Source organism: Arthrobacter nitrophenolicus (assembly GCF_000332815.1).
Classification (GTDB): Bacteria; Actinomycetota; Actinomycetes; order Actinomycetales; family Micrococcaceae; genus Arthrobacter; species Arthrobacter nitrophenolicus.
On the sequence record NZ_AOFD01000011.1, the window covers coordinates 1 to 26245 of the forward strand.

At 67.1% G+C, this 26245-nt stretch carries 24 protein-coding genes and 4 pseudogenes; 13 read left to right on the forward strand and 15 right to left on the reverse strand.

Annotated elements, in window-relative coordinates:
- Positions 1-193: 193 nt before the first annotated feature.
- The 3 genes from G205_RS05565 to G205_RS05575 all read right to left on the reverse strand — a co-directional run bounded on the left by G205_RS05565 (position 194) and on the right by G205_RS05575 (position 2481).
- Positions 194-916, reverse strand: coding sequence for a flavodoxin family protein (locus G205_RS05565; RefSeq protein ID WP_009357115.1), 723 nt, complete (start codon positions 914-916; stop codon positions 194-196).
- A gap of 16 nt (positions 917-932) precedes the next feature.
- Positions 933-1541, reverse strand: a complete 609-nt coding sequence (locus G205_RS05570; RefSeq protein ID WP_009357116.1) for a nitrobindin family protein — start codon at positions 1539-1541, stop codon at positions 933-935.
- A 172-nt stretch (positions 1542-1713) separates the two neighbouring features.
- Complete coding sequence (locus tag G205_RS05575; RefSeq protein ID WP_009357118.1) at positions 1714-2481, reverse strand: hypothetical protein; 768 nt, start codon at positions 2479-2481, stop codon at positions 1714-1716.
- Positions 2482-2815: 334 nt separating this feature from the next.
- Between G205_RS05575 and G205_RS05580 the strand changes: the two are divergent.
- The 12 genes and pseudogenes from G205_RS05580 to asd all read left to right on the forward strand — a co-directional run bounded on the left by G205_RS05580 (position 2816) and on the right by asd (position 12942).
- Positions 2816-3512, forward strand: a pseudogene (locus tag G205_RS05580) (winged helix-turn-helix transcriptional regulator).
- 33 nt (positions 3513-3545) lie between these two features.
- Positions 3546-4516 (forward strand): annotated as a pseudogene (mshD, locus tag G205_RS05585) (mycothiol synthase).
- Between the two features lie 130 nt (positions 4517-4646).
- Positions 4647-6896, forward strand: coding sequence for an RNA degradosome polyphosphate kinase (locus G205_RS05590; RefSeq protein WP_009357119.1), 2250 nt, complete (start codon positions 4647-4649; stop codon positions 6894-6896).
- 11 nt (positions 6897-6907) lie between these two features.
- A pseudogene (locus G205_RS05595) lies at positions 6908-7875 on the forward strand (NUDIX hydrolase).
- Between the two features lie 49 nt (positions 7876-7924).
- Entirely contained in the window at positions 7925-8728 is an 804-nt protein-coding gene (locus G205_RS05600) for a thymidylate synthase (RefSeq protein WP_009357121.1), read from the forward strand.
- Entirely contained in the window at positions 8725-9309 is a 585-nt protein-coding gene (locus G205_RS05605; protein WP_009357122.1) for a dihydrofolate reductase, read from the forward strand. The genes G205_RS05600 and G205_RS05605 overlap by 4 nt, the downstream gene beginning before the upstream one ends.
- Before the next feature lie 4 nt (positions 9310-9313).
- Positions 9314-9532, forward strand: coding sequence for an NF038396 family protein (locus G205_RS05610; RefSeq protein ID WP_009357123.1), 219 nt, complete (start codon positions 9314-9316; stop codon positions 9530-9532).
- A 116-nt stretch (positions 9533-9648) separates the two neighbouring features.
- Entirely contained in the window at positions 9649-10596 is a 948-nt protein-coding gene (locus G205_RS05615) for a hypothetical protein (RefSeq protein ID WP_152419532.1), read from the forward strand.
- A gap of 19 nt (positions 10597-10615) precedes the next feature.
- On the forward strand, positions 10616-10834 hold the full coding sequence (locus G205_RS05620; protein WP_009357125.1) for a hypothetical protein: 219 nt from the start codon (positions 10616-10618) through the stop codon (positions 10832-10834).
- Positions 10835-10854: 20 nt separating this feature from the next.
- The gene (locus G205_RS05625; RefSeq protein ID WP_152419533.1) at positions 10855-11277 is read left to right on the forward strand and encodes a hypothetical protein; all 423 of its coding nucleotides are present in this window, start codon (positions 10855-10857) and stop codon (positions 11275-11277) included.
- Between the two features lies 1 nt (position 11278).
- Positions 11279-11713 (forward strand): hypothetical protein, encoded by a 435-nt coding sequence (locus G205_RS05630; RefSeq protein WP_009357127.1) that lies wholly within the window; start codon positions 11279-11281, stop codon positions 11711-11713.
- A gap of 98 nt (positions 11714-11811) precedes the next feature.
- Complete coding sequence (gene asd / locus G205_RS05635; RefSeq protein ID WP_035752173.1) at positions 11812-12942, forward strand: aspartate-semialdehyde dehydrogenase; 1131 nt, start codon at positions 11812-11814, stop codon at positions 12940-12942.
- Between the two features lie 59 nt (positions 12943-13001).
- Here the strand turns inward: asd and G205_RS05640 are convergent, their stop codons facing one another.
- The 11 genes and pseudogenes from G205_RS05640 to G205_RS05690 all read right to left on the reverse strand — a co-directional run bounded on the left by G205_RS05640 (position 13002) and on the right by G205_RS05690 (position 24050).
- Positions 13002-13670 (reverse strand): hypothetical protein, encoded by a 669-nt coding sequence (locus tag G205_RS05640; RefSeq protein WP_152419534.1) that lies wholly within the window; start codon positions 13668-13670, stop codon positions 13002-13004.
- A gap of 459 nt (positions 13671-14129) precedes the next feature.
- Positions 14130-15242, reverse strand: a complete 1113-nt coding sequence (locus tag G205_RS05645) for a winged helix DNA-binding domain-containing protein (protein WP_009357130.1) — start codon at positions 15240-15242, stop codon at positions 14130-14132.
- Between the two features lie 519 nt (positions 15243-15761).
- A pseudogene (locus G205_RS05650) lies at positions 15762-16828 on the reverse strand (UDP-N-acetylmuramate dehydrogenase).
- Positions 16829-16850: 22 nt separating this feature from the next.
- A complete protein-coding gene (locus G205_RS05655) occupies positions 16851-18134 on the reverse strand; it encodes an MFS transporter (RefSeq protein WP_009357133.1) in 1284 nt (427 codons plus the stop codon).
- A gap of 9 nt (positions 18135-18143) precedes the next feature.
- A complete protein-coding gene (locus tag G205_RS05660) occupies positions 18144-18581 on the reverse strand; it encodes a MaoC family dehydratase (RefSeq protein ID WP_009357134.1) in 438 nt (145 codons plus the stop codon).
- A gap of 2 nt (positions 18582-18583) precedes the next feature.
- Entirely contained in the window at positions 18584-19045 is a 462-nt protein-coding gene (locus tag G205_RS05665; protein ID WP_009357135.1) for an FAS1-like dehydratase domain-containing protein, read from the reverse strand.
- A gap of 63 nt (positions 19046-19108) precedes the next feature.
- Positions 19109-19333, reverse strand: a complete 225-nt coding sequence (locus G205_RS05670) for a DUF3188 domain-containing protein (RefSeq protein WP_009357136.1) — start codon at positions 19331-19333, stop codon at positions 19109-19111.
- A 32-nt stretch (positions 19334-19365) separates the two neighbouring features.
- Complete coding sequence (locus tag G205_RS05675; RefSeq protein WP_009357137.1) at positions 19366-20337, reverse strand: DUF2797 domain-containing protein; 972 nt, start codon at positions 20335-20337, stop codon at positions 19366-19368.
- On the reverse strand, positions 20337-21200 hold the full coding sequence (locus tag G205_RS05680) for an HpcH/HpaI aldolase/citrate lyase family protein (protein WP_009357138.1): 864 nt from the start codon (positions 21198-21200) through the stop codon (positions 20337-20339). Before G205_RS05680 ends, G205_RS05675 begins: the two co-directional genes overlap by 1 nt.
- A 164-nt stretch (positions 21201-21364) precedes the next feature.
- On the reverse strand, positions 21365-22306 hold the full coding sequence (locus G205_RS05685; RefSeq protein WP_009357139.1) for an aldo/keto reductase: 942 nt from the start codon (positions 22304-22306) through the stop codon (positions 21365-21367).
- A gap of 31 nt (positions 22307-22337) precedes the next feature.
- Positions 22338-24050, reverse strand: a complete 1713-nt coding sequence (locus G205_RS05690) for a glycoside hydrolase family 13 protein (RefSeq protein WP_009357140.1) — start codon at positions 24048-24050, stop codon at positions 22338-22340.
- A gap of 229 nt (positions 24051-24279) precedes the next feature.
- On the opposite strand from G205_RS05690, the gene G205_RS05695 reads away from it, so the two are divergent.
- Positions 24280-25482: an ROK family transcriptional regulator gene (locus G205_RS05695; protein ID WP_009357141.1), complete on the forward strand. Its 1203-nt coding sequence runs from the start codon at positions 24280-24282 to the stop codon at positions 25480-25482.
- Here G205_RS05695 and G205_RS05700 read toward each other — a convergent pair.
- A complete protein-coding gene (locus G205_RS05700; RefSeq protein ID WP_035752195.1) occupies positions 25479-26132 on the reverse strand; it encodes an SDR family oxidoreductase in 654 nt (217 codons plus the stop codon). The two genes, G205_RS05695 and G205_RS05700, sit on opposite strands and share 4 nt — an antisense overlap.
- Positions 26133-26245 lie beyond the last annotated feature (113 nt).

Sequence of the window (26245 nt, forward strand, 5' to 3'; positions counted from 1 at the left end):
CGTAGTGGGCCGCGACGCCGGCGTCCGCGCCGGCCGCCTCGACGGCGGCAGGGCGCGACAACAGAGGGCTGGGAATAGTCATACTTGGGGCAACGTCCTTATGTCAGCAGGTATTCCGGTTTCGACAGGCTCAACCACCGGCAAGGGTTCTATCGATATTCCAGTTTCGACAGGCTCAACCACCGGGCAGCAGTCAACGGTATTCCGGGTTTTCAAAATCGAACCGGGTTCCGGCGGACCATTCCTGCGGCAGGTTGCCGTAGGCGGGCAGGCCGCCGGCGTCCTTGAGGATCCGGGCCAGGTGCAGGAGGTTCCAGGTCATGAACGTCGTGTTCCGGTTGGTGAAGTCGCTTTCGGGGCCGCCCGAACCCTCATCCAGGTAGCTGGGGCCCGGCCCCACGGGCCCGATCCAGCCGGCGTCGGCCTGCGGCGGGATGCTGAAGCCGATGTGCTGCATGCTGTAGAGGATGTTCATGGAGCAGTGCTTGATGCCGTCCTCGTTGCCGGTGATCAGGCAGCCGCCCACCTTCGGGTAGAACGCCCACTGGCCCTTGCTGTTGAGTTCGCCGGAATGGGCGTAGAGGCGCTCAATCAGCTTCTTGGTCTGCGAGGAGTTGTCCCCAAGCCAGATGGGGCCGGCCACGATCACGATGTCCGCCGCCTGGACCGCGGGGTAGAGCTCAGGCCACTCGTCGGCCTGCCAGCCGTACTGCCTCATGTCCGGGTAGACGCCGCTGGCAATATCGTGGTCCACCGTGCGGATCACCCGGGTGGTGACACCCTGCTTTTCCATGATCCGCCGGCTGATGGTGATCAGACCGTCAGTGTTGGACGTTTGCGGGGATTTCTTGAGCGTGCCGTTGAAGAAGACGGCCTTCAGGTCGCTGTAGTCCTTCGGGCTTTCAACTGTTCCCACGGCACCGCTCCTTTGGTTATGAAACCCGTTTCAGGAAAGCCGAGGCGTGGGCTTCCAGGCCCTTGCCGCCTTCTCCCCCGGTTGCCACGTCCCAGCGCCACAGCAGGTTGCCGTCCACCAGGCCGAAGATGCGGGTGGCGGCGCTGTAGTCCTTGGAATGGCTGCCCCGCATCACCATGTCGGTGGTCAGCTGGATCTGGGGGCCCTTGATCTGCCCGTAGTACAGCTCCGAAATGCCGCCGGGATGGGAGATGGACACCGAGATGTCGAAGCCGCCCTCACTGTTGCGCAGGGCCTCCACCTCATCGGCGCTCTTCAGGGCGGGCACGATGTCCGCCGGGATCAGGCCCGGACCGCCATCGGCATCCAGCTGCTTGCGCTCCAGCGCCCAGAAGCCGGTCTCGACCGTGAGCGGCCGCAGGCGCGTGCCGTCGTCGTCGGTCAGCCAGCTCTCCGCGCGGTACTGGAGGTACGGCAGGCCGTTGTGGGTGAAGGAAACGTGCTGCAGGAAATGCTCCGAGTCCTCGTCCCCGCTGCCAAGCCGGCCGCGGCCTTCCCACTCACCAATGAGCCAGGAAAGTGGAACGAGTTCAGGGGTCAGATCTGTAGGAATCTCAATGGGCACGGCAATTACCTCGAGATACAGCTAGCTCCGAAAAGTGTGGTCTACTTCTGGCCCTTGAAGAGGCGGTAGACCACAAAACCGGCGAACCAGGCCATGGAAATGCTGGCGATGCCGAGCAGGACAAGGAAGAAGATTTCAAAAGCAAGTACGGACATGATGCCATCCTAACGCGTTAGTAGATGAGTAGTTTGTCTATGAAGTAGGCGAGTGAACCCACCGCGGAGACGGGCGCCAGCCCCATGCTGAGGGCCGCGGGAACGTTCAGGGGCGCGCCGCGAAGGGTGGCCATCCGGCGGAAACTGGCCAGCACGGCACCCACCACGACGCCGAAAATGGCGGCAGGAAGGACCGCTATGTCGGAGAAGACCAGTCCGGCGAGCGGCCCGGCGAGCCCGGCCAGCACCATGCCGAGCGGCGCGACCACACTGTCGGGCCAGCGGATGAGTCCTGTGAGCAACGCCACTGCGGCACTGATGGCCGCCACCAGGAGCATCTCGCGCACGCCGTTGAACCTGGCCCCGGCAACCCATCCCGAGCCGAGGCAGGACAGCAGGACACCCACACAGCAGCCGAGCGTTGATTCAAGCCGCTGCGCCTGCCCGGTTCCCCTGATGAGCTGCACCACGAAGACCGCCATCATTCCCAGGGCGATAAACGCCGGGGTCCAGTCGAGGAAACCGGGCCCGGGTACCGTGGCGGCGGCGATCGCGGCAGCCGCGCCCGGCAGGGCGATGACCGCGGCGAGAGTTTTCTTTGCCGGTATCCGCAGGAAGTGGGGCCAGCCGATGCCCACCGCGGCGGCGATCAGGACGGCCACCACCACCAGGGCTTCCCGGGTGGTGTAGACGCCGGCGATGATCGCCGCGAGGCCCGCGATTCCCACCAGGCCGATGGTCCAGGAGCCGAGGGAACGAACGGGTGCCTGCAGATCCGCCGTCATGCGGGACCCTGCCTCTGCTTAGCGTCTGCACTCACTGCGCTGCAATCCCATCCTGGCGTCGACCGGGGACAAAGCCCCTTCCTGGCAGGGCGTGCCGCCCTGGCTCAATCCTGCCTTATGTGAACGGGTTATGTCGCAAAACGTCCTGTTGCAGCGCGTGGATCTCTGGCTCCGCAGGGGGTGCCGGGTATACTCAAGGTTCAGCTAAGCTCCCAGCCGGGGTGGCTGGCCGGCCCCCTGTGGCGCCGGCCGGAAACCCTTGCGGGAGCCAGTACCGGCCGGTGGAAATCCGGTTCAGTCGCCCAATGATGCGCGGACGGCCCTTGGAGGAACAATGTCGCACATCCTGTTACTGACGAACAGCACCGGCTCTTCAGTCGACATCCTGCCTGCCCTTGAATTGCTGAACCACCGCGTCCACATCCTCCCCGCCGAGCCCACGGCCCTGCTCGAAACAGACCCCTGCGACATTGTCCTGCTGGACGCGCGGAAGGACCTGGTGGGCGCCCGCTCGCTCACCCAGCTCCTTAAAGCCACCGGACTCAGTGCCCCGCTGGTGCTGATCCTCACCGAAGGCGGCATGGCCGCCGTTTCCTCAGCCTGGGCTGTGGACGATATCGTCCTGGACTCGGCAGGGCCGGCCGAAGTGGAAGCGCGCATCAGGCTGTCGGTGGCCCGGGCCGTTCCTGAGCAGGAAGACGCGCCCAGCGAAATCCGCGCCGCCGGCGTGGTCATCGACGAAGCCAGCTACACGGCCCGCGTGAACGGCGCACCGCTGAACCTGACCTTCAAGGAGTTCGAGCTCCTGAAATACCTCGCCCAGCACCCCGGCAGTATTTACCCGCCAGCAGCTCCTCACCGAGGTGTGGGGCTATGACTACTACGGCGGCACCCGCACCGTGGACGTCCATGTCCGGCGGCTGCGCGCCAAGCTGGGCGCCGACCACGAGAACCTGATCAGCACCGTCCGCAATGTGGGGTACCGCCTCACACTGGTGCGGCAGCAGGAAGACGAGCTCACCGAGGCCTGAGTGGCCGGGCGCCAACCCGTATAGCCTTGCTTCATGACTCCTGCGCACCCTGAGAAGTGGCCCGTCCATGTTGTCCGAGGCGGCGTTGACCAGCAGCTCCTGAAAGACTGCCGCGACCTGCTTGCCGCGGCCGAAGAGTCCGACGGCAATCCCTCCATCTCGGAGCAGACCCTGGTGACCCTGCGCGCCGGCGATTCCGCCGCGCACTCGCTGCTTACCCTGGCGCTGTACGCCCCTGACGAGGATTCGGATCCCGCCACGGGGCAGGACCTGGCGGGGTTCGCCGTCGTGGTCGAGGAACCGGACGGCAGCGGCATCCTGGAGATCGCCGTCCACCCCTCCTACCGCAACCAGGGCGTGGCCGACCGCCTGGTGGGTGCCCTGGTGGAAACCCGCGGGCTGGACGGGTTGAAGGCCTGGTCCCACGGCAACCACGAGGCCGCCGCGGATCTTGCGGCCCGGTACGGGTACGCCCCGGTGCGGGAACTGTGGAAGATGCGGATGACGACGGCGGGCGCCGACCTGCCCGACGCCGGCCTCCCGGACGGGGTTACGCTCCGCGCTTTCGTTCCGGGGCAGGATGAGGAGGCGTGGCTGGCGGTCAACAGGGCGGCCTTCGCTGACCATCCCGAGCAGGGCAACCTCACACGGGCGGACCTTGAGGCGCGCATGGCCGAGGACTGGTTCGACCCCGCAGGTTTCCTGCTGGCCGAGGATGCCGGCGGGCGGTTGCTGGGCTTCCACTGGACCAAGGTGCACCCGCAGCACGGACCACACCCTGCCATCGGCGAGGTCTATGTGGTGGGCGTGGCGCCGGAAGCGCAGGGCATGGGGCTCGGCAAGGCACTCACCGTCGCGGGGATCCGGCACCTGCAGGAACAGGGCCTGCACGCGTGATGCTGTACACCGATGCGGAGAACGCCCCCGCCGTTTCCCTGTACCGCCGGCTGGGGTTCACCCGCTGGGACATGGACGTGATGTACGGGCCGGTGGCGGCCGGTTAGTCCAGTCGACTGACATGTCCGCCGGAGTACCCGGAAATCTAGGGTTTCGCGGCAATGAATGCTTGTAAGGTTGAAACAAGACCGCGCGGGCCGGAAGCACCAGCACCAAGCGCCAGGTAAAGGAGATGCCATGAACCCGGAACCTTCCGGAACAGCCACGTCCCAGGATGTTGCGGTTCCTGTACGCGCCCGCTTCGGTTCCTCCGAAGTACCGGCTTCCCGCGCCACCCAGGACCGCATCGACATTCCGGAATTTGCGCCGAACCTGCAGCCCGAAGGCGACATCCGCCCGGACCGCTTCCTGGACCGTGAACTGAGCTGGCTGGCCTTCAACTCCAGGGTCCTGGAACTTGCCGAGGATCCCTCGCTGCACCTGCTGGAACGCGTCAGCTTCCTCTCGATTTTCGCGTCGAACCTGGATGAGTTCTTCATGGTCCGGGTGGCCGGCCTGAAGCGCCGCATCGCCACCGGCCTGGCCGTCCCGTCCCCTGCCGGGCTGAGCCCGGTAGAGGTCCTGGAACGGATCAGCGAGGAAGCGCACCGGCTGCAGCAGCGGCACGCGCAGGTGTACGCGGACCAGATCCGCCCGGCCCTGGCCTATGAGCACATCCACCTGATGCACTGGGACGAACTGGACGACGCCGCCAAGCAGCAGCTGAGCGTGATGTTCGCCGAGAAGGTCTTCCCCATCCTCACCCCCCTGGCGGTTGATCCGGCCCACCCGTTCCCGTACATTTCCGGGCTTTCCCTGAACCTGGCCGTGGTGGTGCGGAACCCGGTCAGCGACAAGGAGCTGTTCGCCCGCGTGAAGGTGCCGGACCAGCTGCCGCGCCTGATCTCCATCGACGGTCCCCGTGCCGGCGCAGTCGCCGGCCGGGTGGCCCGGTTCATCGCCCTGGAAGAAGTCATCGCCGTCCACCTGGACAAGCTCTTCCCCGGCATGGAGGTCCTGGAACACCACACCTTCCGGGTCACCCGCAACGAGGACGTGGAGGTGGAGGAGGACGACGCCGAAAACCTCCTGCAGGCGCTGGAGAAGGAACTGCTGCGCCGCCGCTTCGGCCCTCCCGTGCGGCTGGAAGTCACCAACGACATCAACCCCAACATCCGCGCTCTGCTGATCCGCGAACTGGGGGTGGAGGAATCCGAGGTGTACTCGGTGCCGGCTCCGCTGGACCTCCGTGGCCTGTCCGTCATTGCAGGCATTGACCGCGCCGATCTCCACTACCCCAAGCACGTTCCGCACACGTCCCGGTACCTGAACGAGTCCGAGACCTCAAAAGCGGCGAACGTGTTCGCGGCCATGCGCCGCCGGGACATCCTGCTGCACCACCCGTACGACTCGTTCTCCACCTCCGTCCAGGCGTTCCTGGAGCAGGCGGCTGCGGACCCCAAGGTCCAGGCCATCAAGCAAACCCTCTACCGCACCTCGGGCGACTCCCCCATCGTGGACGCCCTGATCGACGCTGCCGAGGCCGGCAAGCAGGTCCTGGCACTGGTGGAAATCAAGGCCCGCTTCGACGAGCAGGCCAACATCTCATGGGCCCGCAAGCTCGAGCAGGCCGGCGTTCACGTGGTCTACGGCATCGTGGGCCTGAAGACGCACTGCAAGCTGTCCCTGGTGGTACGGCAGGAAGTGGACGGGCTGCGCCGGTACTGCCACATCGGCACCGGCAACTACCACCCGCGGACCGCACGGTACTACGAGGACCTGGGCCTTCTGACCGCCAACGAGCAGGTGGGCGAGGACCTGTCCAAGCTGTTCAACCAGCTCTCCGGCTACGCCCCGAAGTCCACCTTCAAGCGCCTGCTCGTTGCGCCGCGCTCGGTGCGGTCAGGGCTCATCGACCGGATCGAAACCGAGATCCGCAATGCCCGCGCCGGGGTACCCGGCCGGGTCCAGATCAAGGTGAACTCAATGGTGGACGAGGCCATCATCGATTCCCTGTACCGGGCTTCCCAGGCCGGTGTGAAGGTGGACGTGGTGGTCCGCGGCATCTGCTCGCTCCGGCCGGGGGTTCCGGGCCTGAGCGAGAACATCACCGTCCGGTCCATCCTGGGCAGGTTCCTTGAGCACTCCCGGGTGTTCGCGTTTGCCAATGGCGGCGACCCCGTGGTGTACATCGGCTCCGCAGACATGATGCACCGCAACCTGGACCGCCGCGTGGAGGCCCTGGTCCAGCTGGCAAGCGCCGACGACATCAACTACGTCCTGGACCTGCTCAAGCGGTACATGGCACCCGAAACCGCCAGCTGGCACCTGGACAACGAGGGCGACTGGACCCGGCACCACCTGGCTGAGGACGGAAAGCCGCTTGAGGACGTGCAGTCCTGGCTGCTCGCCTCTCGGCCCCGCCAGCGCAGCCTGAGCCGGCGGTAAGGGCAGCCGTTTTGTCGAGCGATGCACTCGTAGCTGACCAGACAGACCATCCGGGGGAACCAGTTGCAGTAACCGCTGCCGGCGCCCTCCCGTGGCGGGTCACCAATGACAGGCTTGAAGTCCTGCTGATCCACCGGCCCCGCTATGACGACTGGTCATGGCCCAAAGGGAAGATCGACGACGGCGAGACCATCCCTGAATGCGCCCTCCGTGAGGTGCGGGAGGAGATCGGGCTGGACGCGCCCCTGGGCCGGCCGCTGCCCGCCATCCACTACCGCGTCGCTTCCGGCCTCAAGGTGGTTTTCTACTGGGCGGTCAAGGCCAACGGGACCAGGCTGGTCCCGGACGGCAAGGAGGTGGACAGCGTCATGTGGTGCGCCCCGGAGAAGGCGGCCAAGCTGCTGTCCAACCCCACCGACGTCGTACCGCTGGAGTACCTGCGCAAAGCCCACGAGGAAGGCGAGCTGAACACCTGGCCGCTCGTGTCCTCAGGCATGCCAAAGCGAAGCCACGCTCGTCCTGGACCAAAGCCGAAGGTGAACGCCCGCTGGCCGCCACCGGCACCCGGCAGGCACAGGCGGTGGGACGGCTGCTGCAGGTATGGCAGCCCCCGCGCGTGGTCACCAGTCCCTGGCTCAGGTGCGTGGCGACTGTTGCACCCTATGCGAAAGTGGCAGGCGCAAAGGTTCGGATGGCGGAAGCCCTCACGGAACACCGCCACCACCGCAGCCCGAAGAAGACCGCGGCCGTCGTCGAGGCCCTCTTCGATAAGCAGCGGCCGGTGGTGGTCTGCACCCACCGCCCCGCGCTGCCGACGGTCTTCGCGCAGCTGGCGAAGCACATGCCCGGCCGGCTGGGCAGCCTGCTGCCCTCGGAGGAGCCATATCTCTCCCCCGGCGAACTGGTGGTCTGCCATGTGGCGCCCGGGGCAAAGAACCGGGTGGTCGCCGTCGAGCAGTTCAAGCCGTTCGACGACTGACCCGGCCGGGATTCAGGAAGCGGACAAGCAACCCCGATAGACTTGGTGCGTGAGCATCCCAACGCCTTATGAAGACCTCCTGCGCGATGTCCTGGCTTCCGGCACGCACAAATCCGACCGGACCGGAACCGGAACCACCAGCGTTTTCGGGCGGCAGCTGCGTTTCGACCTGTCGAAGAGCTTCCCGCTGATCACCACCAAGCGGGTGCACTTCAAGTCCGTCGCCGTGGAGCTGCTGTGGTTCCTGCGCGGTGAAACCAACGTGAAGTGGATGCAGGACCAGGGCGTCACCATCTGGGACGAATGGGCAGACGCAGATGGCGACCTGGGGCCGGTCTACGGTGTCCAGTGGCGCAGCTGGCCCACCCCGGACGGCGGCCACATCGACCAGATCGCCGAGCTCGTGGAGGGCCTGAAGTCCAACCCGGACTCGCGCCGGCACATCGTCTCGGCGTGGAATGTCTCCGAGCTGAGCGACATGGCCCTGCCGCCGTGCCACGCGTTCTTCCAGTTCTACGTAGCCAACGGCAGGTTGTCCTGCCAGTTGTACCAGCGCTCGGCGGACATGTTCCTGGGCGTGCCGTTCAACATCGCCTCCTACGCCCTGCTGACGTGCATGCTTGCCCAGCAGGTGGGGCTTGAGCCCGGCGAGTTCATCTGGACCGGCGGCGACGTGCATATTTACGAGAACCACATGGACCAGGTCCTCAAGCAGCTGGAGCGGGAGCCGTACGAGTACCCGCAGCTGAAGATCAACCGGAAGCCGGCGTCGATCTTCGACTACACGCTGGAGGATTTCGAAGTGGTGGGTTACAAGCACCACCCGACGATTAAGGCACCGATCGCCGTATGAGCACCGAGAACTTCACCGATCCGCAGTCCTTTACGGAGGAGCTGGCCGCCTCGATCACCGGCGTCGGACTGGTCTGGGCGCAGACCCCCGACGGCGTCATCGGCAAGGACGGGGACATGCCCTGGCACCTGCCCGAGGACCTCAAGCATTTCACCCGCCTGACCACCGGGCACCCGGTCATCATGGGGCGCAAGACCTGGCTGTCCTTCCCGGACAAGTACCGTCCCCTGCCCGGGCGGACCAACATCGTCATCACCCGGCAGAAGGACTGGGCAGACACGCCTGAGGCGAAGGGCGCCATTGTGGTTCCTTCGCTGGATGACGCGCTGCTGGAGTCGCAGTTCGTCGACGGCGGCGACACCGTCTGGATCCTGGGCGGCGGCGAGATCTTCCGCCAATCCACGGACCTGGCCAATGTTGCGGTGATCACCACCATCGATGTGAAGGCCGACGGCGACACGTTTGCCCCCGAACTCGGCACCAGTTGGGAGGCCACCGCGTCCGTTCCTCCGGACGGCTGGCTGACCGGTGCCAACGGCACACGCTACCGATTCACCAAATGGTCAAGGACCGAGGGCTAGGAACATGCTGAAGAAACCGGAAACCCTCTTTGTCCTGGGGTACATGCTGCTGCCGCTGCTTGCGCTGCTGTCCGCCATCGTGGGGCTGACCATGATCCTGGGCAGCAACAAGATCGCCGGGGCTATCGTGCTGGTGGTTGTTACGCAGGTCTTCGCGTTCGGCGCCTTCTTTGCGCTGCGGGCCCGGAAGGCAGCCGTGGCCGAGGAGTCCAGGCGGAGCTAGTCGCTGTGGGCAGCTGCATGGGGAGCTCACCCCATCGCGACTTGGCGGGGGCTCGCCTAAGCTGAAGCCTGCAGCCTGACGGACTGCTGGTTTGGACACTATTGGGGGGATACCGGGTGGCAGGAACTTTGTGGGGCGCCGACGTCGAGCAGCTGCGCACCTTGGCGCGGCAGTTCAGCAAGACGGCCGACATGCTGCAGCAGCAGTCGCAGCAGCTGAGCGGCCATATCAACAACAGCCCCGCGTGGAAAGGCCAGGACGCGTCCCGCTTCCGGTCCGACTGGAACGGCAACCACCGTGCGCTGCTGCAGAAGACGGCGGCGCGGCTCCAGCAGGAGTCGAAGCTGCTCCTCACGCACGCGGACGAGCAGGAGAAGGCGTCTGCCACGGGGGGTGCCGGCAATTCCGGGCCCGGCACCGGGACACCGGGCGGAAACGTCCCCGGACGGGACAGCGACAACCCCTGGGGGCCGGACTGGCTGGCAGACCCGGATTCTCCGTTCCGTGACGGCTGGGACATCTACGGCCTCACCAAGGCCTTCCCGAATCTTCGGGCGGGCCTGTTCGACATCGCCGCCATGCTGCACAAGTCCCGCATCTCTGATTTCCTGGATCCGGCAGCCTGGCGGGCCTTCCAGAACTCCAACGAGTTCAGCAAGTTCTTCAACATGTCCAACAGCCTGTTCGAGGGCAAGTTCCACGAGGTCCTCAACCTCGCCGAGGGATCCAACGCCTTCAAGTACCTCGACGGCTTCAGCAAGGGTTTGGGCGTTGTGGGCGTTGGCCTGGACAGCCTGGACGCCTTCAACAACTTCCAGGAGGGCGATTACGGCTCCGCCGCCTACTCCACCACCAAGGCCCTGTTGGGCGCCGGCTCGTTCCTTCCGCCGCCGGCCGGCACTGCGTGCATGGTGGCCAGCGGGGCCCTTGCCCTCTACGACAACGTCCCCGTCATCCATGATTCCGTGAACTACGTCGGGGATAAGATCGCCGATGGGGCCGAGGCCGTTGGCGGCGCTATCAGTGATGGCGTGGACGCCGTCGGCGACTTTTTTGGCTTCTGAGAACTGAGGAGAACAACCAGTGACTGAAACAACCACAGCCAGGTCCTCGAGCGCCGGCCAAGGGTTTCCGGACGCGATCGGTTTTGGCTTCGCCGAGCTCCTGGTGCTCCTGAACCTGCGGCGCGGACCGGCCGCCGAAGCCTCCGCCAGGGCGCTCCGGCTGGAAGGCGAACTCGACGACGCTCCCTGCTCTCGGCGGGAGCATCCTCCCTGGTGGCCCGCGGTGCAGCCACTGTAGGTGCGGACAAGGAGCTTTCCGTGGAGGGTCCGGTGGCAGCCGTTACCCATGCCCTGACGGAGACCGGGAAGCTGGTGCAGATCAACCTCCTTACGGCCGGCTCCGTGGACAACGTCCTGTCCGTCGAGTCACCCGAATACCGGATCCTGCTGCAGCCCCGGGCCTACCTCAGCTGGTTCGCGATGGCGCAGCGGCCGGATACCACGCCGGCAGAAGCCAACTTCTTTATCGTGCGCAAGCATCTTGAAGACAACCCCGACGGCGGAGCCACCGTCCGCCTGCTCGACGGTTCCGACGGCAAGCAACTGCTGGTCAAACGCAGCGGGGAGGGCTGGACGGTGGGCTACGGCCATCTTGATGCCCCTTCCGAACCGATCCGGGAAATCTCGGGCCTCAGCGAGGGCCAGGTGTTGGACCACATCCGATCGATCCGACAGGACTAGCATGCAGAACGGCAATCCGGGCAATACTCCCGGCAGCGCACCCACACCCGACGACCAGGTCCGTACGTTTCACGAGCAGGCCCTGGCACGCGGGGAAAAGCGCGTCCTGCTCCGCACAGTCGAGGGCGCGCTCCACAGCTATCAGAAGGACGAACTCGGTGTGGTCACCGCCAGTTCGCACCCGCAGGTGCGCTCCGCCGGAGGGTTCCTCACGATGGCTGTGTTCTTTGCTGCCTTGGCGGTTTTCTCGATCATGTTGGTGGCCGGGCCCACCAGCAGGGGCCAGGATCCGATGTGGGGAGCCCTGATACTCACTGTCGCCGGGGCCTCCGGCGTCCTCTACGCAGCACGGATGGCGGGCGTCGCCGCCAAGGCCAAACGGCTGAGGGCGGAACGGGGCATCCCGGAACCGACAGCCAGGCAGTTTGACCGGTAAGGGGCACCCCTCCTACTAAAGGGGCCTGCCTTGTTAGCCGCGCGCCGACGTGACGTAACCGACTGCGCCCCGCCGGCTCCGAAGTCTAAACTGGACGAATGACTACAGCAGCTACCCCTTCCGTCGGCCTGGTCGGATGGCGCGGCATGGTCGGTTCCGTCCTCATGCAGCGCATGCAGGACGAGGGCGACTTCGCCAACATCAACCCGGTGTTCTTCTCCACCTCCAACGCGGGAGGTGCCGCCCCGTCGTTCGCTGAGGGCGCCGGCAAGCTCGAGAACGCGTTTGATCTCGACACCCTGGCGAAGCTGCCCATTATTGTCACCGCGCAGGGCGGGGACTACACCAAGCAGGTCCACGGCGAACTGCGCAGCCGCGGCTGGGACGGCCTCTGGATCGACGCCGCCTCCACCCTGCGGATGAACGACGATTCCATCATCGTGCTGGACCCCATCAACCGCGACGTCATCGACAAGGGCCTGGTCAACGGTACCAAGGACTTCATCGGCGGCAACTGCACCGTCTCCTGCATGCTGATGGGCCTCGGTGGCCTGTTCAAGAACGGGCTGGTCGAGTGGGGCACCTCCATGACCTACCAGGCAGCCTCCGGCGGCGGCGCCCGGCACATGCGCGAGCTCCTCAGCCAGTTCGGCACGCTCAACGCCGAGGTCAGCACGGAACTGGACGACCCGGCGTCGGCCATCCTGGACATTGACCGCAAGGTCCTGGCCCACCAGCGCACCGACATCGACGCCACCCAGTTCGGGGTGCCGCTGGCCGGCTCCCTGATCCCTTGGATCGACGCCGACCTGGGCAACGGGCAGTCCAAGGAAGAGTGGAAGGCCGGGGTCGAAACCAACAAGATCCTGGGCACCTCCGAGGAAAATCGCGTCATCATGGACGGCCTGTGCGTCCGGATCGGCGCCATGCGCTCCCACTCGCAGGCCCTGACCCTCAAGCTCCGCGAGGACCTGTCCGTCGCCGAGATCGAGAAGCTCCTGGCCGAGGACAACGAGTGGGCCAAGGTGGTCCCGAACACCAAGGAAGCCTCCATGGCCGAGCTCACCCCCGTGGCAGCTTCCGGCACCCTGGACATCCCGGTGGGCCGCATCCGCAAGATGGAGATGGGACCGCAGTACATCAGCGCCTTCACCGTGGGCGACCAGCTCCTCTGGGGCGCCGCCGAGCCGCTGCGCCGCATGCTTAACATCGCCACGGGCAACCTGTAGACCCTACAGCTGCTTCATAGGCGGCCCTGACGCGCATAACCGTTGCTGCCCAGCACCGGTTATGCGGGCCAGGGCCGCTTTTGCGTTCCGGGATGCCGTCCGAGGAACGCCATCAGCCGCCGGTGGAGCTCGGTCGGACGGTCCAGATGCTTCCAGCGGACCCTGAAGACTCGCCATCCGGTTTCCATCAGGGAAGTTTCCCGCAGGCGCTCCGCGATCAGCACTGCCTCCGTGGGTTTGTAGTCCACGTACTTGGCAGTGCCGTCGAACTCGATGATCACCCGGGCCGCAGTATCGGCGAAGTCAGCGCGGAACAGGCCTTCGGCAGTCTGGATTTCGACCTGCGGTGTAAAAGTGTTCACGCCGAATAAGGAGAGCAGCAGCCTGGTCCGCGTCTCCCCTGCTGACTCCGAACGCCCGTCCAGAACGTTGAGCAGGTCCGATGCCCGCCGGCTCCCACGCTTCACAGGGCTTTCAGCCAACAACTGCCACATGGTGTCCATGGACGCGCCTTTGCGGAGTGCATGGTCGCCGATGACGGCAGCCTTGTCGACGGGCAGGATCCGTGCGCAGTCCAGAACCGTTCTCTCGATTGTGGTGGTTTGGATCTCGCGGCCGTCCGGAGTCCACAAGGACGCCAGGTCATTGTCGGGGAGCGGAAGCCGATGGGTCCGGACGTCCTTGCCCGCACTGGTCCGCGAATTGGAATACTGCGTTGTGACGTGCACCAAGGGTCCGGCATCCCATACATCGCAGCCGTGCAGCATGGCTGCGCTTACATGCGTGTAGCGGGCTGAACCGCCGGTGGATTCATAGTGCGCGATGACAAGGAGCCGGTCTTGATCCCAGGGTTTTAGAGTATTCCAGTAGGTTCGCCGGACATATGCACCGCGGCGAAGCCGGAGAAGTATCCCCTGCTGTACAGCTGCCCCAACCACACGGCTTTCCAGGCCGGCGCCGCCTAATTGCCCAGCAGAAGCCACGGGGTATTGCGGCCAACGTTGCTCCACCAGGTCACGGATTTTGCTGGACTTCATCGTGCCAGCATGCCGAATCCGCGGGCTGGCTGGCAGCCGGCTCCTCCTCTATGTGGACACTGCAGCGGCTTGACCGGCCCTGGCCTGCATAACCGTTGCTGCCCCACACCGGTTATGCAGGCAAGGGCCGCTTTTGGGTTTCGGGCCAGGTCAGGTGGCGAGGAACTCCAGGTACCGCCGGGAGGCCTTATCGAAGGCTGCATGAGCTCCGGGACCGAGCGGGCGGTCATCGTCAAAGAGTTCGGGTACGACGGCGGCGCGCTGGCCTTTGCCCGCAACAGCCCAGGTGCCGATCACCTCGCCCGCCGCAACAACTGTCTTCTTGAAGACCCCGTTGCCGCCGGGAACAACCAGGCTGGCATGCTCTGGCGGAAGAACAAGGCTCCGGTCCGTGTAGCCGAGCAGAAACTCGTCGAAGCCGGGCAGCAGCAGGACGGACCGGCCGCCCGGGACCCTGCCGTCCAGGAGCGCCGCCGTCTCCGGGGACATCCAGTAGCCTGTGCCGTCAACCTCGAGCTCCACCAGCTCGGTCCGGATCTCCGCCAGGGCGGACCGGACCTCGGTCAGGGGAATCTGGGTCCACCAGGCAAAGTCGCGGACGGTGGCGGGGCCATGGCTGCGGAAGTAGCGGAGCAGCCACTCGGCAACCGCCTCCTTACGGTCCAGGCGGCGGGACTCGGGGATCCACTGATCAAACGCCACCAGCAGCTGCTGGTTCCCGGCCAGCGGCCCCTGCACCAGCCAGCCGTGCCGGCACAGCGTCCCGAGGATGTGGACGCCTCGCTGCCCCTGCGTGGGCTGCCCTGCGGCATCGAAAACGCCGAACAGGTCAGTGCGGCTGGCCGGCCCGGCGGATGAAAGATGGTCAAGGGCGAGATCCCGGCACTTTTCCACGTCGGCCCACGTGATGCCCAGTTCCCGGTGCCGGGCGGCGATGCCCTTGGTCAGCCGGTCCGCGGTGAGCTCCAGCATCCAGCCCAGGTCCTCCGGCGCCACCAGGTGCAGCGTTCCCCGCATCGGCCAGGACCGCACTATGGTTCCCGCGTCGAGGGCTGCCCGCACGCTGCTGACGCCGGAACCGGGAAGCCGGACGCCCACCGCCCACAGCGCCGCCTGCAAATCCTGCGCCTGCATGGCCGTCATGCGGCGGACCACGTCCGCCGGTGAATCCGGCCGCTCCCCCACGTCAAGCAGCCCCTGGGACACCAGCCGCAGCCGGCCCAGCACCCTGCGGTCACCACGGTTTCGCACCAGCGCAGCCATGCCCTCATCCTACGGTCGCGGCGGAACCCGCAACACGGCGGCTAGGGTAGGACCATGACTTTGGGGAGTTTGTGGCGGTTGCCTGCGCGTAAAACCAGGAGATGGATGATCGGCGGGACGCTGGGCGTTATGGCAGGAACGGCGCTGGGACTCATTTCCCTCTCCGCGTTCCTCAGCGCGGGCCGGTCAAACCCCCTGTTGCTCCTCCCCTCCCTCGCCCTGAGCCTGGGCGGCGGCTACGCCGTCCTGTTCCCCGCAATCGCTGTCAGCCGCAACGGCGTCCGCATCTGCCGGGACTGGAGGCAGCACCCCAGGGCAGCCCGGCTCCTCTGGATCCTGTCACTCGGGGTGGCGGGCGCCGGACTGGCCACCTGCATCGCGGCAGGGGCGGCAAATCCGCAGGCACCGGGCCTGCTGGTCTGGCTGTTCATGGGCATCTACCTGACCCTCACCGGCTGGGCATCAGCCTCATGGGCGCCGCGGAAGTGCTCCGGCAGGGCGCGCCGGACGCTGGGCGGGCTACAGCTCCAGCCCGATGAGCAGCGGCTCCGGGTGCAGTTCAATGCCGAAGCGGCGTTCGACGCCGGCCCGCACCTCGCGGGCCACGGCCACCACGTCTGCCGCCCGGCTGCGCCGCGGTTGGTGATGGCCAATGTGTGCTTGGTGGACAGCGACGCCCGGCCGCCTGACACACTGTCCTGCTCCAGGCCGAAGCCTTTCCCGAAACCTGCCTGGTCGATGAGCCATGCTGCAGACAGTTTCACCAGCCCGTCGGCACCCGCCGGGTACCGCGGCGCGGACTCCGGCAACGCCTCTGCCACCTCCGCGGGAACAATGGGATTGGTGAAGAAGGAGCCCGTGGAATAGGTGTCCCGGTCGGCGGCGTCCCACACCATGCCTTTGGATGCCCGCAGCCGGAGCACCTCTCGGCGCACATCCGTGGCGTAGGCGCGCTTGCCGGGCTCGACTCCCAGGGCGCGGGCCAGTTCGGCGTAGCGGATGGGTGCGCTCATCCGGCCGATCGGAAGCTGGAATTCGACGGTGAGCACGATGTAGCGGGGCGAACCGTTGACGGTTGTCCGCTTGAGGATGGAGTCCCGGTAGCCGAACTGCAGCTCGGAGTTGGTGAAGGTCCTGACGGCATTCCGTTCGCGGTCCCACGTCCGGACCGCGGCGATGGTCTGGGAGACGTCGGCACCATAGGCACCCACGTTCTGGACGGGAGTGGCCCCTGTGGACCCGGGGATGCCGGAGAGTGCTTCGATGCCGGACCAGGCGTGCCGGACGGCGTGCTCCACCAGCTGGTCCCAGTTGTGGCCTGCCTGCACCACCACGGCCACGCCGCCGCAGGAATCCTCGGCATTCACGGTGAATCCCTCGGAGGCGATCCTGACCACCGTGCCGGGGAACCCGTCGTCGGAGATCAGGAGGTTGGACCCGCCGCTGATGATCAGTACCTGCTCGCCGGCCGCGTCCGCTGTGCGGATGGCGTCGATGATATCGGCCTCGGTCCGCGCCTCGATGAAGGTGCCCGCAGGGCCGCCGACGGCTGAGGTGGTCAAGGAGGAAAGCAGCGTGGAAGTCACCCGTCCACAATACTAGGGAAAGTCAGGCAAGCTTCCTGGCCACCGGCGAGAGCAGGAAGCTCACCGCCAGCATCACCATGACGGCGAGCAGCGAGTGCAGGATGCCCACGTACTCGGCCAGCAGGCCCAGCAGGGGCGGCCCGCAGAGGAAGGCCCCGTACCCGATGGTGGACACCACGGAAACCCTGGCGGCGGCCTTGGCGGGGTCGTCGGCCGCGGCGGACATACCTACCGGGAACCCCAGGGAGGCGCCCAGGCCCCAGACCGCCAGGCCGGCGAACGCCAGCCACGGCGCCGGTGCGAAGACAAACAGCCCCAGTCCGGCAACCGCCATCGCCGCGCACCAGCGCATCACCGGCACCCGGCCGAACCGGTCCAGGACAAGGGTTCCGGCGAACCGGCCAATGGTCATGAAGGTGACAAAAAGCCCGTAGCCGGCAGCACCTGCAGCGTCCGTCTGGCCGTGGCCGTCCGCCAGCGCCAGCGCCACCCAGTCCCCCGCCGCGCCTTCGGCCAGGGCGAGCCCCAGCACCAGCACCCCCAGGAGGAGGGTGCGCCGGTCCCGCCAGGCCTGCGCGATCTTGCGCTTGTTGTCCAGGGGCTCGGAGGCGGACGGCGTCCCCGCGGGGATGACGGGAATGGGACCTGTGCTGGGGTCCTCGAAGTTGTCCGGCGTGTAGGTGCGCTCCCCGGCAACCGGGGTGGTGTCCGCCCGGAACCAGGACGCCGCCGTCGCCACGGAGACGGCCACCACCGCGCCGGCCGCGGCCAGATGCCACGCCACCGGCAGGGACACGGCGGCCGCTGCCGCACCCAGCCCCGCGCCGGCCACGGTCCCCAGACTAAACGCGCCATGAAGCCGCGGCATGATGTGCCGCCCAACAGCCCGTTCAACCGCCGCGCCCTCAACGTTGGAGGCGGTGTTCCAGCTGCCGGTGCCAAGGCCGATGACGGCCAGGCCGAGCGCGGTGGCGACAGGACTGGACAGGACCGAGGTGCCGAAACCGGTCAGCAGCAGGCCTGCGCCCACCATGATGCTGCCGGTCCGGATAGTCCGCTTCGATCCCAGCCGGAGCACGATCAGCCCGGAGGCGGAAACGGAGGCGAAGGAACCAAGGGTCATGCAGAGCAGGAGTACCCCCACGTTGCCCGGGGTGAGGTCCAGCGCATCCCTGATGGCAGGGAGCCGGGACACCCAGGAGGCGAAGGCCAGCCCGCTGGCGGCGTAGGCCACCACCACGGCGTTGCGCCAGCGGGTGACTTCACCGGCGGTGACGGATGCCCCCGTGCCTGCGCTGGGTGTCAACGTGCCCGCTCAGGAAAGCTTGACGACGGCCTGGGCCTTCATCAGGACTTTTTGGCCGGCCGAGACAACAGTGAGGTCGACGCGTGCGGTGCCGGCCTCGGCGTCGAGCTTTCCAATGGTGCCGCTCACCTCGATGGTGGCGCCGGGCTGGTCCGTGCCGGTGGTGTCCGTGACCAGGACCGGCTTGGTGAAGCGGGTCTGGAAGTCGACGACGGCGGCCGGGTCGCCGGCCCAGTCGGTCACCAGCTGGACGGCCGAGCCCATGGTGAACATGCCGTGGGCGATGACGCCGGGCAGTTCCACCCCGGTGGCGAAAGCCTCGTTCCAGTGGATGGGATTGAAGTCGCCGGAGGCGCCGGCGTACTTGACCAGGTCGGTGCGGGTGACCTCGACGGTGCGGCTGCCGATTTCCTGGCCGGCGCTGAGTTCGTGGATGCTGGGGCTCATGGCTACTGTCCCTCTCCGCGGACCAGGATGGATGACGTGGTGGTGGTGACGGGCTCCCGTGAATCGCCGGACCCGAGGGCGAAGATCTCGGAGCGGGTGGTGATCATGGCGCCGCCGCCCATCGCACGCACGCCGTCAACGTGGAGCTCGGCCACCAGCCGGTCGCCGGCGAAGATGGGGCGGTGGTGGGTGAAGCGCTGGTCGGCGTGGACCACGCGGGAGAAGTCGATGCCGGCTTCCGGATCCTCGATGAGCTGGGCGTCGGCGCGCTGGGCGATGATGATCGCGAAGGTGGGCGGGGCCACCAGGTCATTGTGGCCCAGGGCCTTGGCTGCGTCGACGTCGAAGTGCGCAGGATGGGTGGCCTTCACGGCGCGGGCGAACTCGCGGATTTTCTCGCGGCCGACGTCGTACACCTCTGCGGCAGGGTAGCTGCGGCCCTGCAGGTCCGGATTGATAGTCATGGCCTCCAGCCTATCGCCCGCCTGCTGGAGGGCAGAAAAGCGGCTCCGGCCAGGGCGGCAGGGTTACCGGCGCAACCGCTTGCGGATGGCCTGGCCGCGGACCACCATTCCGGCGACGTGCAGGACCAGGCCCAGCCCGATCAGCGGGAGGGAGGCCATGGCCAGCCCCTGGTTGCCGCTGGTGTTGCCCACCAGGTTCAGGATGATGCCGACGGCGATGAGCCCCATCGCGCCGAAGACCAGGACTTTGTAGCGGGTTGGCGCGGTGGCCCAGAATTCGTTCAGCACCCAGCCAGTTTACCGGGCCTCGGTGCTGCGGTTCAGAACAGGGCTTCCTGCAGGGCCGGGACCTCTGACGCGAAGTCGCCCAGGATGACGGTGCGGGCTGCCAGCTGGCCAAGGTTCACCACGAACGCGGCGTCCGCGCCGTCCAGCCGTGCCAGGGCATTGTGCCCGCCCAGACCCGTGACAGTGAAGCCGTGCCCGTCGCTGTCCAGGGGATGCGGGTAGGGGTGGCGGGCGCCCGGGCCGTGCAGGAGGGACGCCTGCCGGGGCCGGATCCAGGGTTCGTCCACCACGGTGAACCCTTCGACGGCGGTATCTGCCAGCAGCGCACGGGCTTCCGCGGCGAGGCGGGCGTTGATGGCATCCAGTTCGGGGGCGGGCAGCGGGCGGAGCAGCGCCTCGGCCTTGGCGGCCGACCTGACCTGCTGGGGCAGCCCGGCTTCGGCCGTGACAAGGTCCTCAAGGATGCGGACCACCCGGCCGTCCCGGGCGCGGGCCACATACCGGGCCGCCGCAGCCCCCTGCTCCGCCAGCCGGTTCCACTTCCGCGGTCCCGAGGCTGTTCCCACCTTGCTGGCCCCGCCCGCGAAGGTGGCCACATACAGCCAGTGTTCCTGCATCAGGTACTCGCGCAGGCCGGGGGTGACGCGGCCGCCGCGGTGGAAGTCGTGGATAAGCCGCGACTCGTCCAGCATGAAGCAGCGCTCGCACTGCTTGCCCCGCACCGCCCGGGCGCCGGCTGCGCACAGGATGTGGTCGCGCCTGGTGGATGAGTGGACGAGAAGGTGCCCCAGGCAGGATTTTGCCGGGTCCGCGACGCGAAAGCCGAGCCTGGCACCCGGGTGGAGGCTGACGTGCCGGAAGTCCCCGGACGGTGCCTGGAGGCGCAGGACCGGCGCGCCGCCGTCGTCCGCTGCCGTGATGGCCGGCGGCCCATCCCAAGAGACCCCGTGGACCAGATAACGGGTATCGGCCAACGGGGTCCCGGAGGAAAGCGGGTGGGGCATCAGAGCGCCGGCTGGACTCCGAAGGCCACTGCGAGCTTCATGATCTTTTCGGCGCGGCCCAGGCGGGGAAGATCGGAGCCGTCGCGGATGACGCGGCCGTTGGCTTCGAAATCGGTCATGAAGTCGGTGGCCCACGCGACGTCGGACGGCGTGGGGCTGATGACCTCGTTGATGACCGGAGTCTGGTCGATGGCCAGGCACAGCTTGCCGGTCATGCCCATCATCACCGTGATGCCGGTCTGCTCGCGCAGGATGGGGTGGTTGGTGCCCACCGTGGGGCCGTCGATGGGGCCCGGGAGGTTGCCCACGCGGCTGGCGACCACGAGCTTGGCCCGGGGGTAGGCCATGGCCTCCGGGGTGGCGGCCATGCCCGTGTCGCGGCGGAAGTCGCCGGAACCGAAGGCCAGGCGGAACGCGCCCTGGGCCTTGGCAATGTTGTTGGCTTCCTCAATGCCGACGGCGGATTCCACGAGCGGGATGACGGGCGTCTTGCCGTCCATTCGGTGGAAGCTCTCGGTGACCTGGTCCGCGGATTCGGTCTTGGCGAGCATGACGCCCAGGAGGCCCGGGGTGCCGCGGAGGCCGGCGAGGTCGTCGGCCCAGAAGGGGCTGGTGGCGTCATTGATGCGGACCCATGCCTTGCCGCCGGCGGTCAGCCAGTCAATGACGTTGCCGCGCGCCTGGTCCTTTTGCGAGGGGTCCACTGCATCTTCAATATCCAGGATGATCGAGTCGGCGCGGGACACGGCCGACTGGTCAAAAAGCTCGGTCTTCATGGCATTGACCAGCAGCCAGGAGCGGGCGATCTCTGCGGGGATATTGCGTTCCGGCCTTACGGTCTCGGTGGCGATGGTAGACGTCATGCTTTCTACAGTATCCGCCCTGCAAGCGGCGCGGCGACGAAAATGGCCAGCTTGTGAGGATCAATACGAACTAAACGGGATGTGACCCGCGGCGGGTGGAAAAGACGCAGCAGCACGTGCCGTTCCGGCGGCCGGGACGGCACGTGCTGCAGTGCGCTTGGCGGTCAGGGAATGTTGCTGCCGCGCGCTGTCACCCAGAGCCTGTACCAGTCGGCACGGGACATCGCGGCGGCAACCTTCGCGGCGTCGGCGCAGGCGCGGATCCGGCCGGTATTCACCGTGCCGATCACCGGCGCGATGCCGGCCGGGTGCTTCATCAGCCAGCCGAGCAGGACGGCCTCCCCGGATGCCCCGTAGTCCCCCGCCAGCTGCGCCACGAGCTCCGCGGTGGAATCATCCGCGGAGGTGGGGCTTTCCAATTCCGCGCCGGTGTAGACGCCCCGGGCCAGGGAGCCGTAGGCCTGCAGGGTGATGGAGTGGCGGGTGCAGTACTCCACGGTGCCGTGCGGAAAGCTATAGTCCAGGTGCTCCGGATGGTTCACCAGTACCTGGCTTTCCAGCCACGCCCGCTTCAGCAGGCTCATTTCCAGCTGGTTGGCCACCACGGGGGTTTCCAGCCGGTCCTGCAGCACCTCGATCTGCGCCCCGGACATGTTGGACACACCCAGCTGCCGGACCTTTCCTTCCGCCATCAGCTGCCCGACGGCGGACGCCACCTCTGCCGGGTCTGCCAGCGGGTCCGGGCGGTGCAGCAGGAGGATGTCCACGTAGTCGGTGCGCAGCCGTTTCAGGCTCCCGTTGACCCGTTCCAGGATGGCGTCCCGACTCAGGTCGTAATGTGTCTGCAGGCCGCGTTCGTTCAGCCTGATCCCGCACTTGGTCTGCAGCCGGATGCGGTCACGCAGCCCCGGCGTGGCGGCCAGGACCTCGCCGAAGACGGCCTCGGACTTGCCGCGGCGGTAGATGTCCGCGTGGTCGAACAGGGTGATGCCGGCGTCCAGGGCAGCCTGGACGGCGGCAGCGGCCTCGTCCACATGGGCGCTGCCATGCGGTTCGTCGGACCAGCTGCCGCCGAGTCCCATGCAGCCGTAGATGAGCTCCTGCATCAGGATTCCTGGCTTCCGCCGGGTGCGGGCATCAGCGCAGCCATGCGGTGGTGTTGGCGGGCAGCTTGCCGTCTTCCAGCGGCGCGCTGGTGAGCAGCACCTTCCCCGCGGGCAGCTCGACGGCGGTGCCGCCGAAGTTGGTCACCGACTGCCACCCGTTGGGGCGGCGGAAGTGCAGGATCTCAGGGTTGCCGGACTCCACCCACTCGAGTTCCTCGTCCGTCTGCAGCTCGTGGCGCAGCTTCAAGGCTGCACGGTACAGCTCCAGGGTGGAGCCTTCGGTCCCGTCCTGGGCTTCCACGGCGTACTTGCTGAACCAGTCCGGCTGCGGCAGGTGCGAGCCGCCCTCGCCGAAGCCGAAGGACGTTCCCTCCACCTTCCACGGCAGGGGCACGCGGCAGCCGTCACGGCCGATCTCCACGCCCTTGTTGCGGAAGAAGGACGGGTCCTGGCGTTCGGATTCGGGGATCTCTGCCACTTCCTGGAGCCCCAGTTCCTCACCCTGGTACAGGTAGGCGGACCCGGGAACTGCGAGCATCAGCAGTGTGGCTGCGCGGGCGCGGCGCTGACCGAGCTCCACATCCAGCTGTTCCTTGGGACCGCCGGCGAGCAGCCAGTCCTTGCCGTCCTGGCCCTTAGTGCCGGCTTTGTCCTTGGACACCTGGGGCAGGCCGTAGCGGGTGGCGTGCCGGACCACGTCGTGGTTGGAGAACACCCAGGTGGAGGAGGCTCCGGTGGCGGCTGCCTCTGCCAGGTTGCGGGTGATGATCTCCTTGTACTCGGCGGCATCGAAATCGGCCTGCAGCAGGTCGAAGTTGAAGGCCTGGCCCAGGCCCTGCGGGCTGGCGTACCGGGCGCGGCGGGTGGCGTGCACCCAAGCTTCGGCGACGGCGGTGCGCGGCGGGTTGTATTCGTTGAACACCTCGCGCCATTCGGCGTAGATCTCATGCACTTCGTCGCGGTCCCAGAAGGGGTGCGTGCCGTCGTCGAACCCGTCCACGCCAGTGTTGGCCGCGCTCAGTTCCAGCTTGGACAGCAGCGGCTCGGTGAGGTCCTTGGTGAGCGCGTGCGCCACGTCCACGCGGAAGCCGTCCACGCCGCGGTCGGACCAGAAGCGCAGGGTCTTGAGGAAGTCCTCGCGGATTTCCCGGTTGGACCAGTTCAGGTCCGGCTGTTCCTTGGCGAAGATGTGCATGTACCACTGGCCGGGGGTGCCGTCCGGCTCGGTGATGCGCTCCCATGCAGGGCCGCCGAACACAGAGTCCCAGTCCGACGGCGGGAACTCGCCGTTGGGGCCCTTGCCGTCACGGAAGATGTACCGGTCCCGGGCGGGTGAACCCTTGGGCGATGCCAGGGCCTCCTTGAACCATTCGTGCCGGTCGGAGGAGTGGTTGGGGACGATGTCCGCAATCAGCTTGATCCCGGCGCCGTGCAGGGCCTTGGCCATCTCGTCAAAGTCCGCCAGCGTGCCCAGCTTGGGGTCGACGTCGCGGTAGTCATCCACGTCGTAGCCGCCGTCGGCGAGTGCCGACGGGTAGAAGGGGCTCAGCCACACGGCGTCGATGCCCAGCGCCTTCAGGTAGGAGACCTTGGCGGTGATGCCCTTCAGGTCACCGATGCCGTCGCCGTTGGAATCGGCGAAGCTGCGCGGATAGATCTGGTAAACCGCTGCCTGGCGCCACCAGTTGGGATCAGCGAGGCGGTCGGAATCGGAGAGGGTTGCCAGCGTGGCGGTGGTGGACAAAGGGATCTTCCTTTTCTGTGCGTTGGGTTTGTTGCTGGTCAAGGTCATGTGGGTCTACTTGGCGGCCCCGCGCATTACTTCGGACAGTACCCACCGTCGCGCCAGGATGTAAACCACCAATTCGGGTGCCAAGGGCCAGAAGGCACCCCTTCAGGGGGCATCTTTATATTGATTCTAAATTTAGTGCCTCAAGTATTATGGAGGGCAGCGCAGAGAGAGGTCAACACCAGTGACGGAATCCCCGCCGGCCACGCCCCAGCTGCTCCGTCGGGTCAGCGCCGGAGCAGTCCTCGAATTCCTGCGCGCGTCCCAGGCAGTGACCGTGACGGAGGTCATGGAGGCCACCGGACTGACGCGGGCCACCGCCATCTCCGTCTGCGAGGATCTGATGGCACGGGGCTGGATCCGCGAGCTGGAGAACCAGCGGGCCTTCGGCGGATACCAGAAGGGCCGCCCCGCCCGACGCTTCGAGCTCAACGAGCGCGCGGGCTATGTGCTGGGCATGGATGTGGGGGTCTCCAAGGCCACGGTGGTGGTCGCGGATCTACGGGGCAGGACGCTGGGCAGGTCAACGCAGGCATTTGCCCGGGCGGACATCCCCGCCGAAGAACGCGTCGCCGTCGTCGACCGGACCGCCCTGCTGGCACTGGCGGGCAGCGGCGCCTCCCCGGATGCAGTCCTTGCCGTCTGCGCCGGCATCGCCGCGCCGGTGGACCGCCACGGGGACGTCCTGGTGAGGCAGCACTTCTGGGAACTGTTCGACGTCGGCCTGAAGACAGCGCTGCTGGAGATGCGGGGCTGGACCGTGCTGCTGGAAAACGACGCCAACCTGGCCGCACTTGGCGACCGCTGGCAGGGAGCGGCAGCCGGAGTGGATGACGTGGTGGTGATCCTGGCCAGCGAGCGCCTGGGTGCGGGCCTCATCGACAACGGGCGGCTGCTGCACGGGCGCGACGGGGGCGCCGGCGAACTTGCCTTCCTGGAGTGGGTGGAAGGCGTGGGCGACACCTACGGCATCGCCTTCCTCGCCCGGAACTGGGCCGCGGAGGCGCTTGCGGGCACAGCGGGGACAACACTGCGGAAGTACGCCGCGGACGGCGTAGAGGCGGAGCACGTATTCGCCGCAGCCGCTGCCGGCGACGCCGTTGCGCGGCAGATCCTCGACCGCGTCGCCGTCCGGATGGCCCGCGTGGTGGGTGCCGTGGCCACGCTGTTGAACCCGGAGTTGGTGGTGATCGGCGGCGCCGTGGCCAATTCGGCGGACATGCTGCTCGGGGCCATCACCGAACGCCTGGCCCAGTTCACCGCCACTCCCCCGCGGGTGGCCGTGTCACCCCTGGGCGACTCCATCGTCACGGCCGGCGCCGTGCGGCGGGCCCTCGACTACGTGGAGCAGAATTCCCTGGATTTGGAGCTCACGGCCGCCGGTTAGGAAGAACCCAGGGCGGCGGCAACCGGAAGCGAGCCGTCGCGGAACTCGATGGTGCGGCCGGCCGTTTCCGGCATTTCAATCACGGCTGCGGCCACGCTGGCCGTGTTGTCACGGGACGTCGCCCCATTCCCGTCCCGGGGCGGATCCACGTCGATACGGCCGGTGCCCGGCTTGTCCGTCAGCGAGCCCGGTCCAAGGATGGTCCACGCCAGCCCCGTGCCCCGGAGGTAGTCGTCAGCTGCCGCCTTGGCTTCCGCGTAGGCGAAGAAGCTGTTGCTTTCGGGCACTCCATGGTCCTTGCCGGCCCCCAGGTAGGACACCATGACGTACCGGTCCACACCGGCCTGGGCCGCGGCATCCATGGAACGGATGGCGGCGTCCCGGTCCACCGCATAGGTGCGCACCGGGTTGCCGCCGCCGGCACCGGCGGACCAGACCACAGCGTCATGGCCCTGCAGCGCCCCGGCGAGTTCCGCCGTCGTCGCATTTTCCACGTCCAGGACCGACGGCGTAGCCCCCGTCTCCGCCACGTCCGCGGCGTGGTCCGGGTTGCGGATGAACGAGGTGACGCTGTGCCCCTCGTCCGTGAGGAGGGCTGACAGGCGGAGGGCCACTTTGCCGTGGCCGCCGATGATTGCGATTCGGGTCATGGACCCATTCTGCCCCTCAGGCCAGGCAGCGGTAGCGCAAATAGACCACGCCGTTGCCGAACCGCCGCTCATCCAGGAGCTCGAGGCTTGTCTCCAGGCCGTCCGGAAAGAAA

Coding starts and splice junctions, on each gene's coding strand:
- G205_RS05610 (WP_009357123.1), top strand. CDS start 9,314: ATGCTGAAGAAACCGGAAACCCTCTTTGTCCTGGGGTACATGCTGCTG.
- G205_RS05605 (WP_009357122.1), top strand. CDS start 8,725: ATGAGCACCGAGAACTTCACCGATCCGCAGTCCTTTACGGAGGAGCTG.
- G205_RS05660 (WP_009357134.1), bottom strand. CDS start 18,581: ATGAGCCCCAGCATCCACGAACTCAGCGCCGGCCAGGAAATCGGCAGC.
- G205_RS05665 (WP_009357135.1), bottom strand. CDS start 19,045: ATGACTATCAATCCGGACCTGCAGGGCCGCAGCTACCCTGCCGCAGAG.
- G205_RS05630 (WP_009357127.1), top strand. CDS start 11,279: ATGCAGAACGGCAATCCGGGCAATACTCCCGGCAGCGCACCCACACCC.
- G205_RS05645 (WP_009357130.1), bottom strand. CDS start 15,242: ATGGCTGCGCTGGTGCGAAACCGTGGTGACCGCAGGGTGCTGGGCCGG.
- G205_RS05675 (WP_009357137.1), bottom strand. CDS start 20,337: ATGCCCCACCCGCTTTCCTCCGGGACCCCGTTGGCCGATACCCGTTAT.
- G205_RS05680 (WP_009357138.1), bottom strand. CDS start 21,200: ATGACGTCTACCATCGCCACCGAGACCGTAAGGCCGGAACGCAATATC.
- G205_RS05700 (WP_035752195.1), bottom strand. CDS start 26,132: ATGACCCGAATCGCAATCATCGGCGGCCACGGCAAAGTGGCCCTCCGC.
- G205_RS05590 (WP_009357119.1), top strand. CDS start 4,647: ATGAACCCGGAACCTTCCGGAACAGCCACGTCCCAGGATGTTGCGGTT.
- G205_RS05575 (WP_009357118.1), bottom strand. CDS start 2,481: ATGACGGCGGATCTGCAGGCACCCGTTCGTTCCCTCGGCTCCTGGACC.
- asd (WP_035752173.1), top strand. CDS start 11,812: ATGACTACAGCAGCTACCCCTTCCGTCGGCCTGGTCGGATGGCGCGGC.
- G205_RS05685 (WP_009357139.1), bottom strand. CDS start 22,306: ATGCAGGAGCTCATCTACGGCTGCATGGGACTCGGCGGCAGCTGGTCC.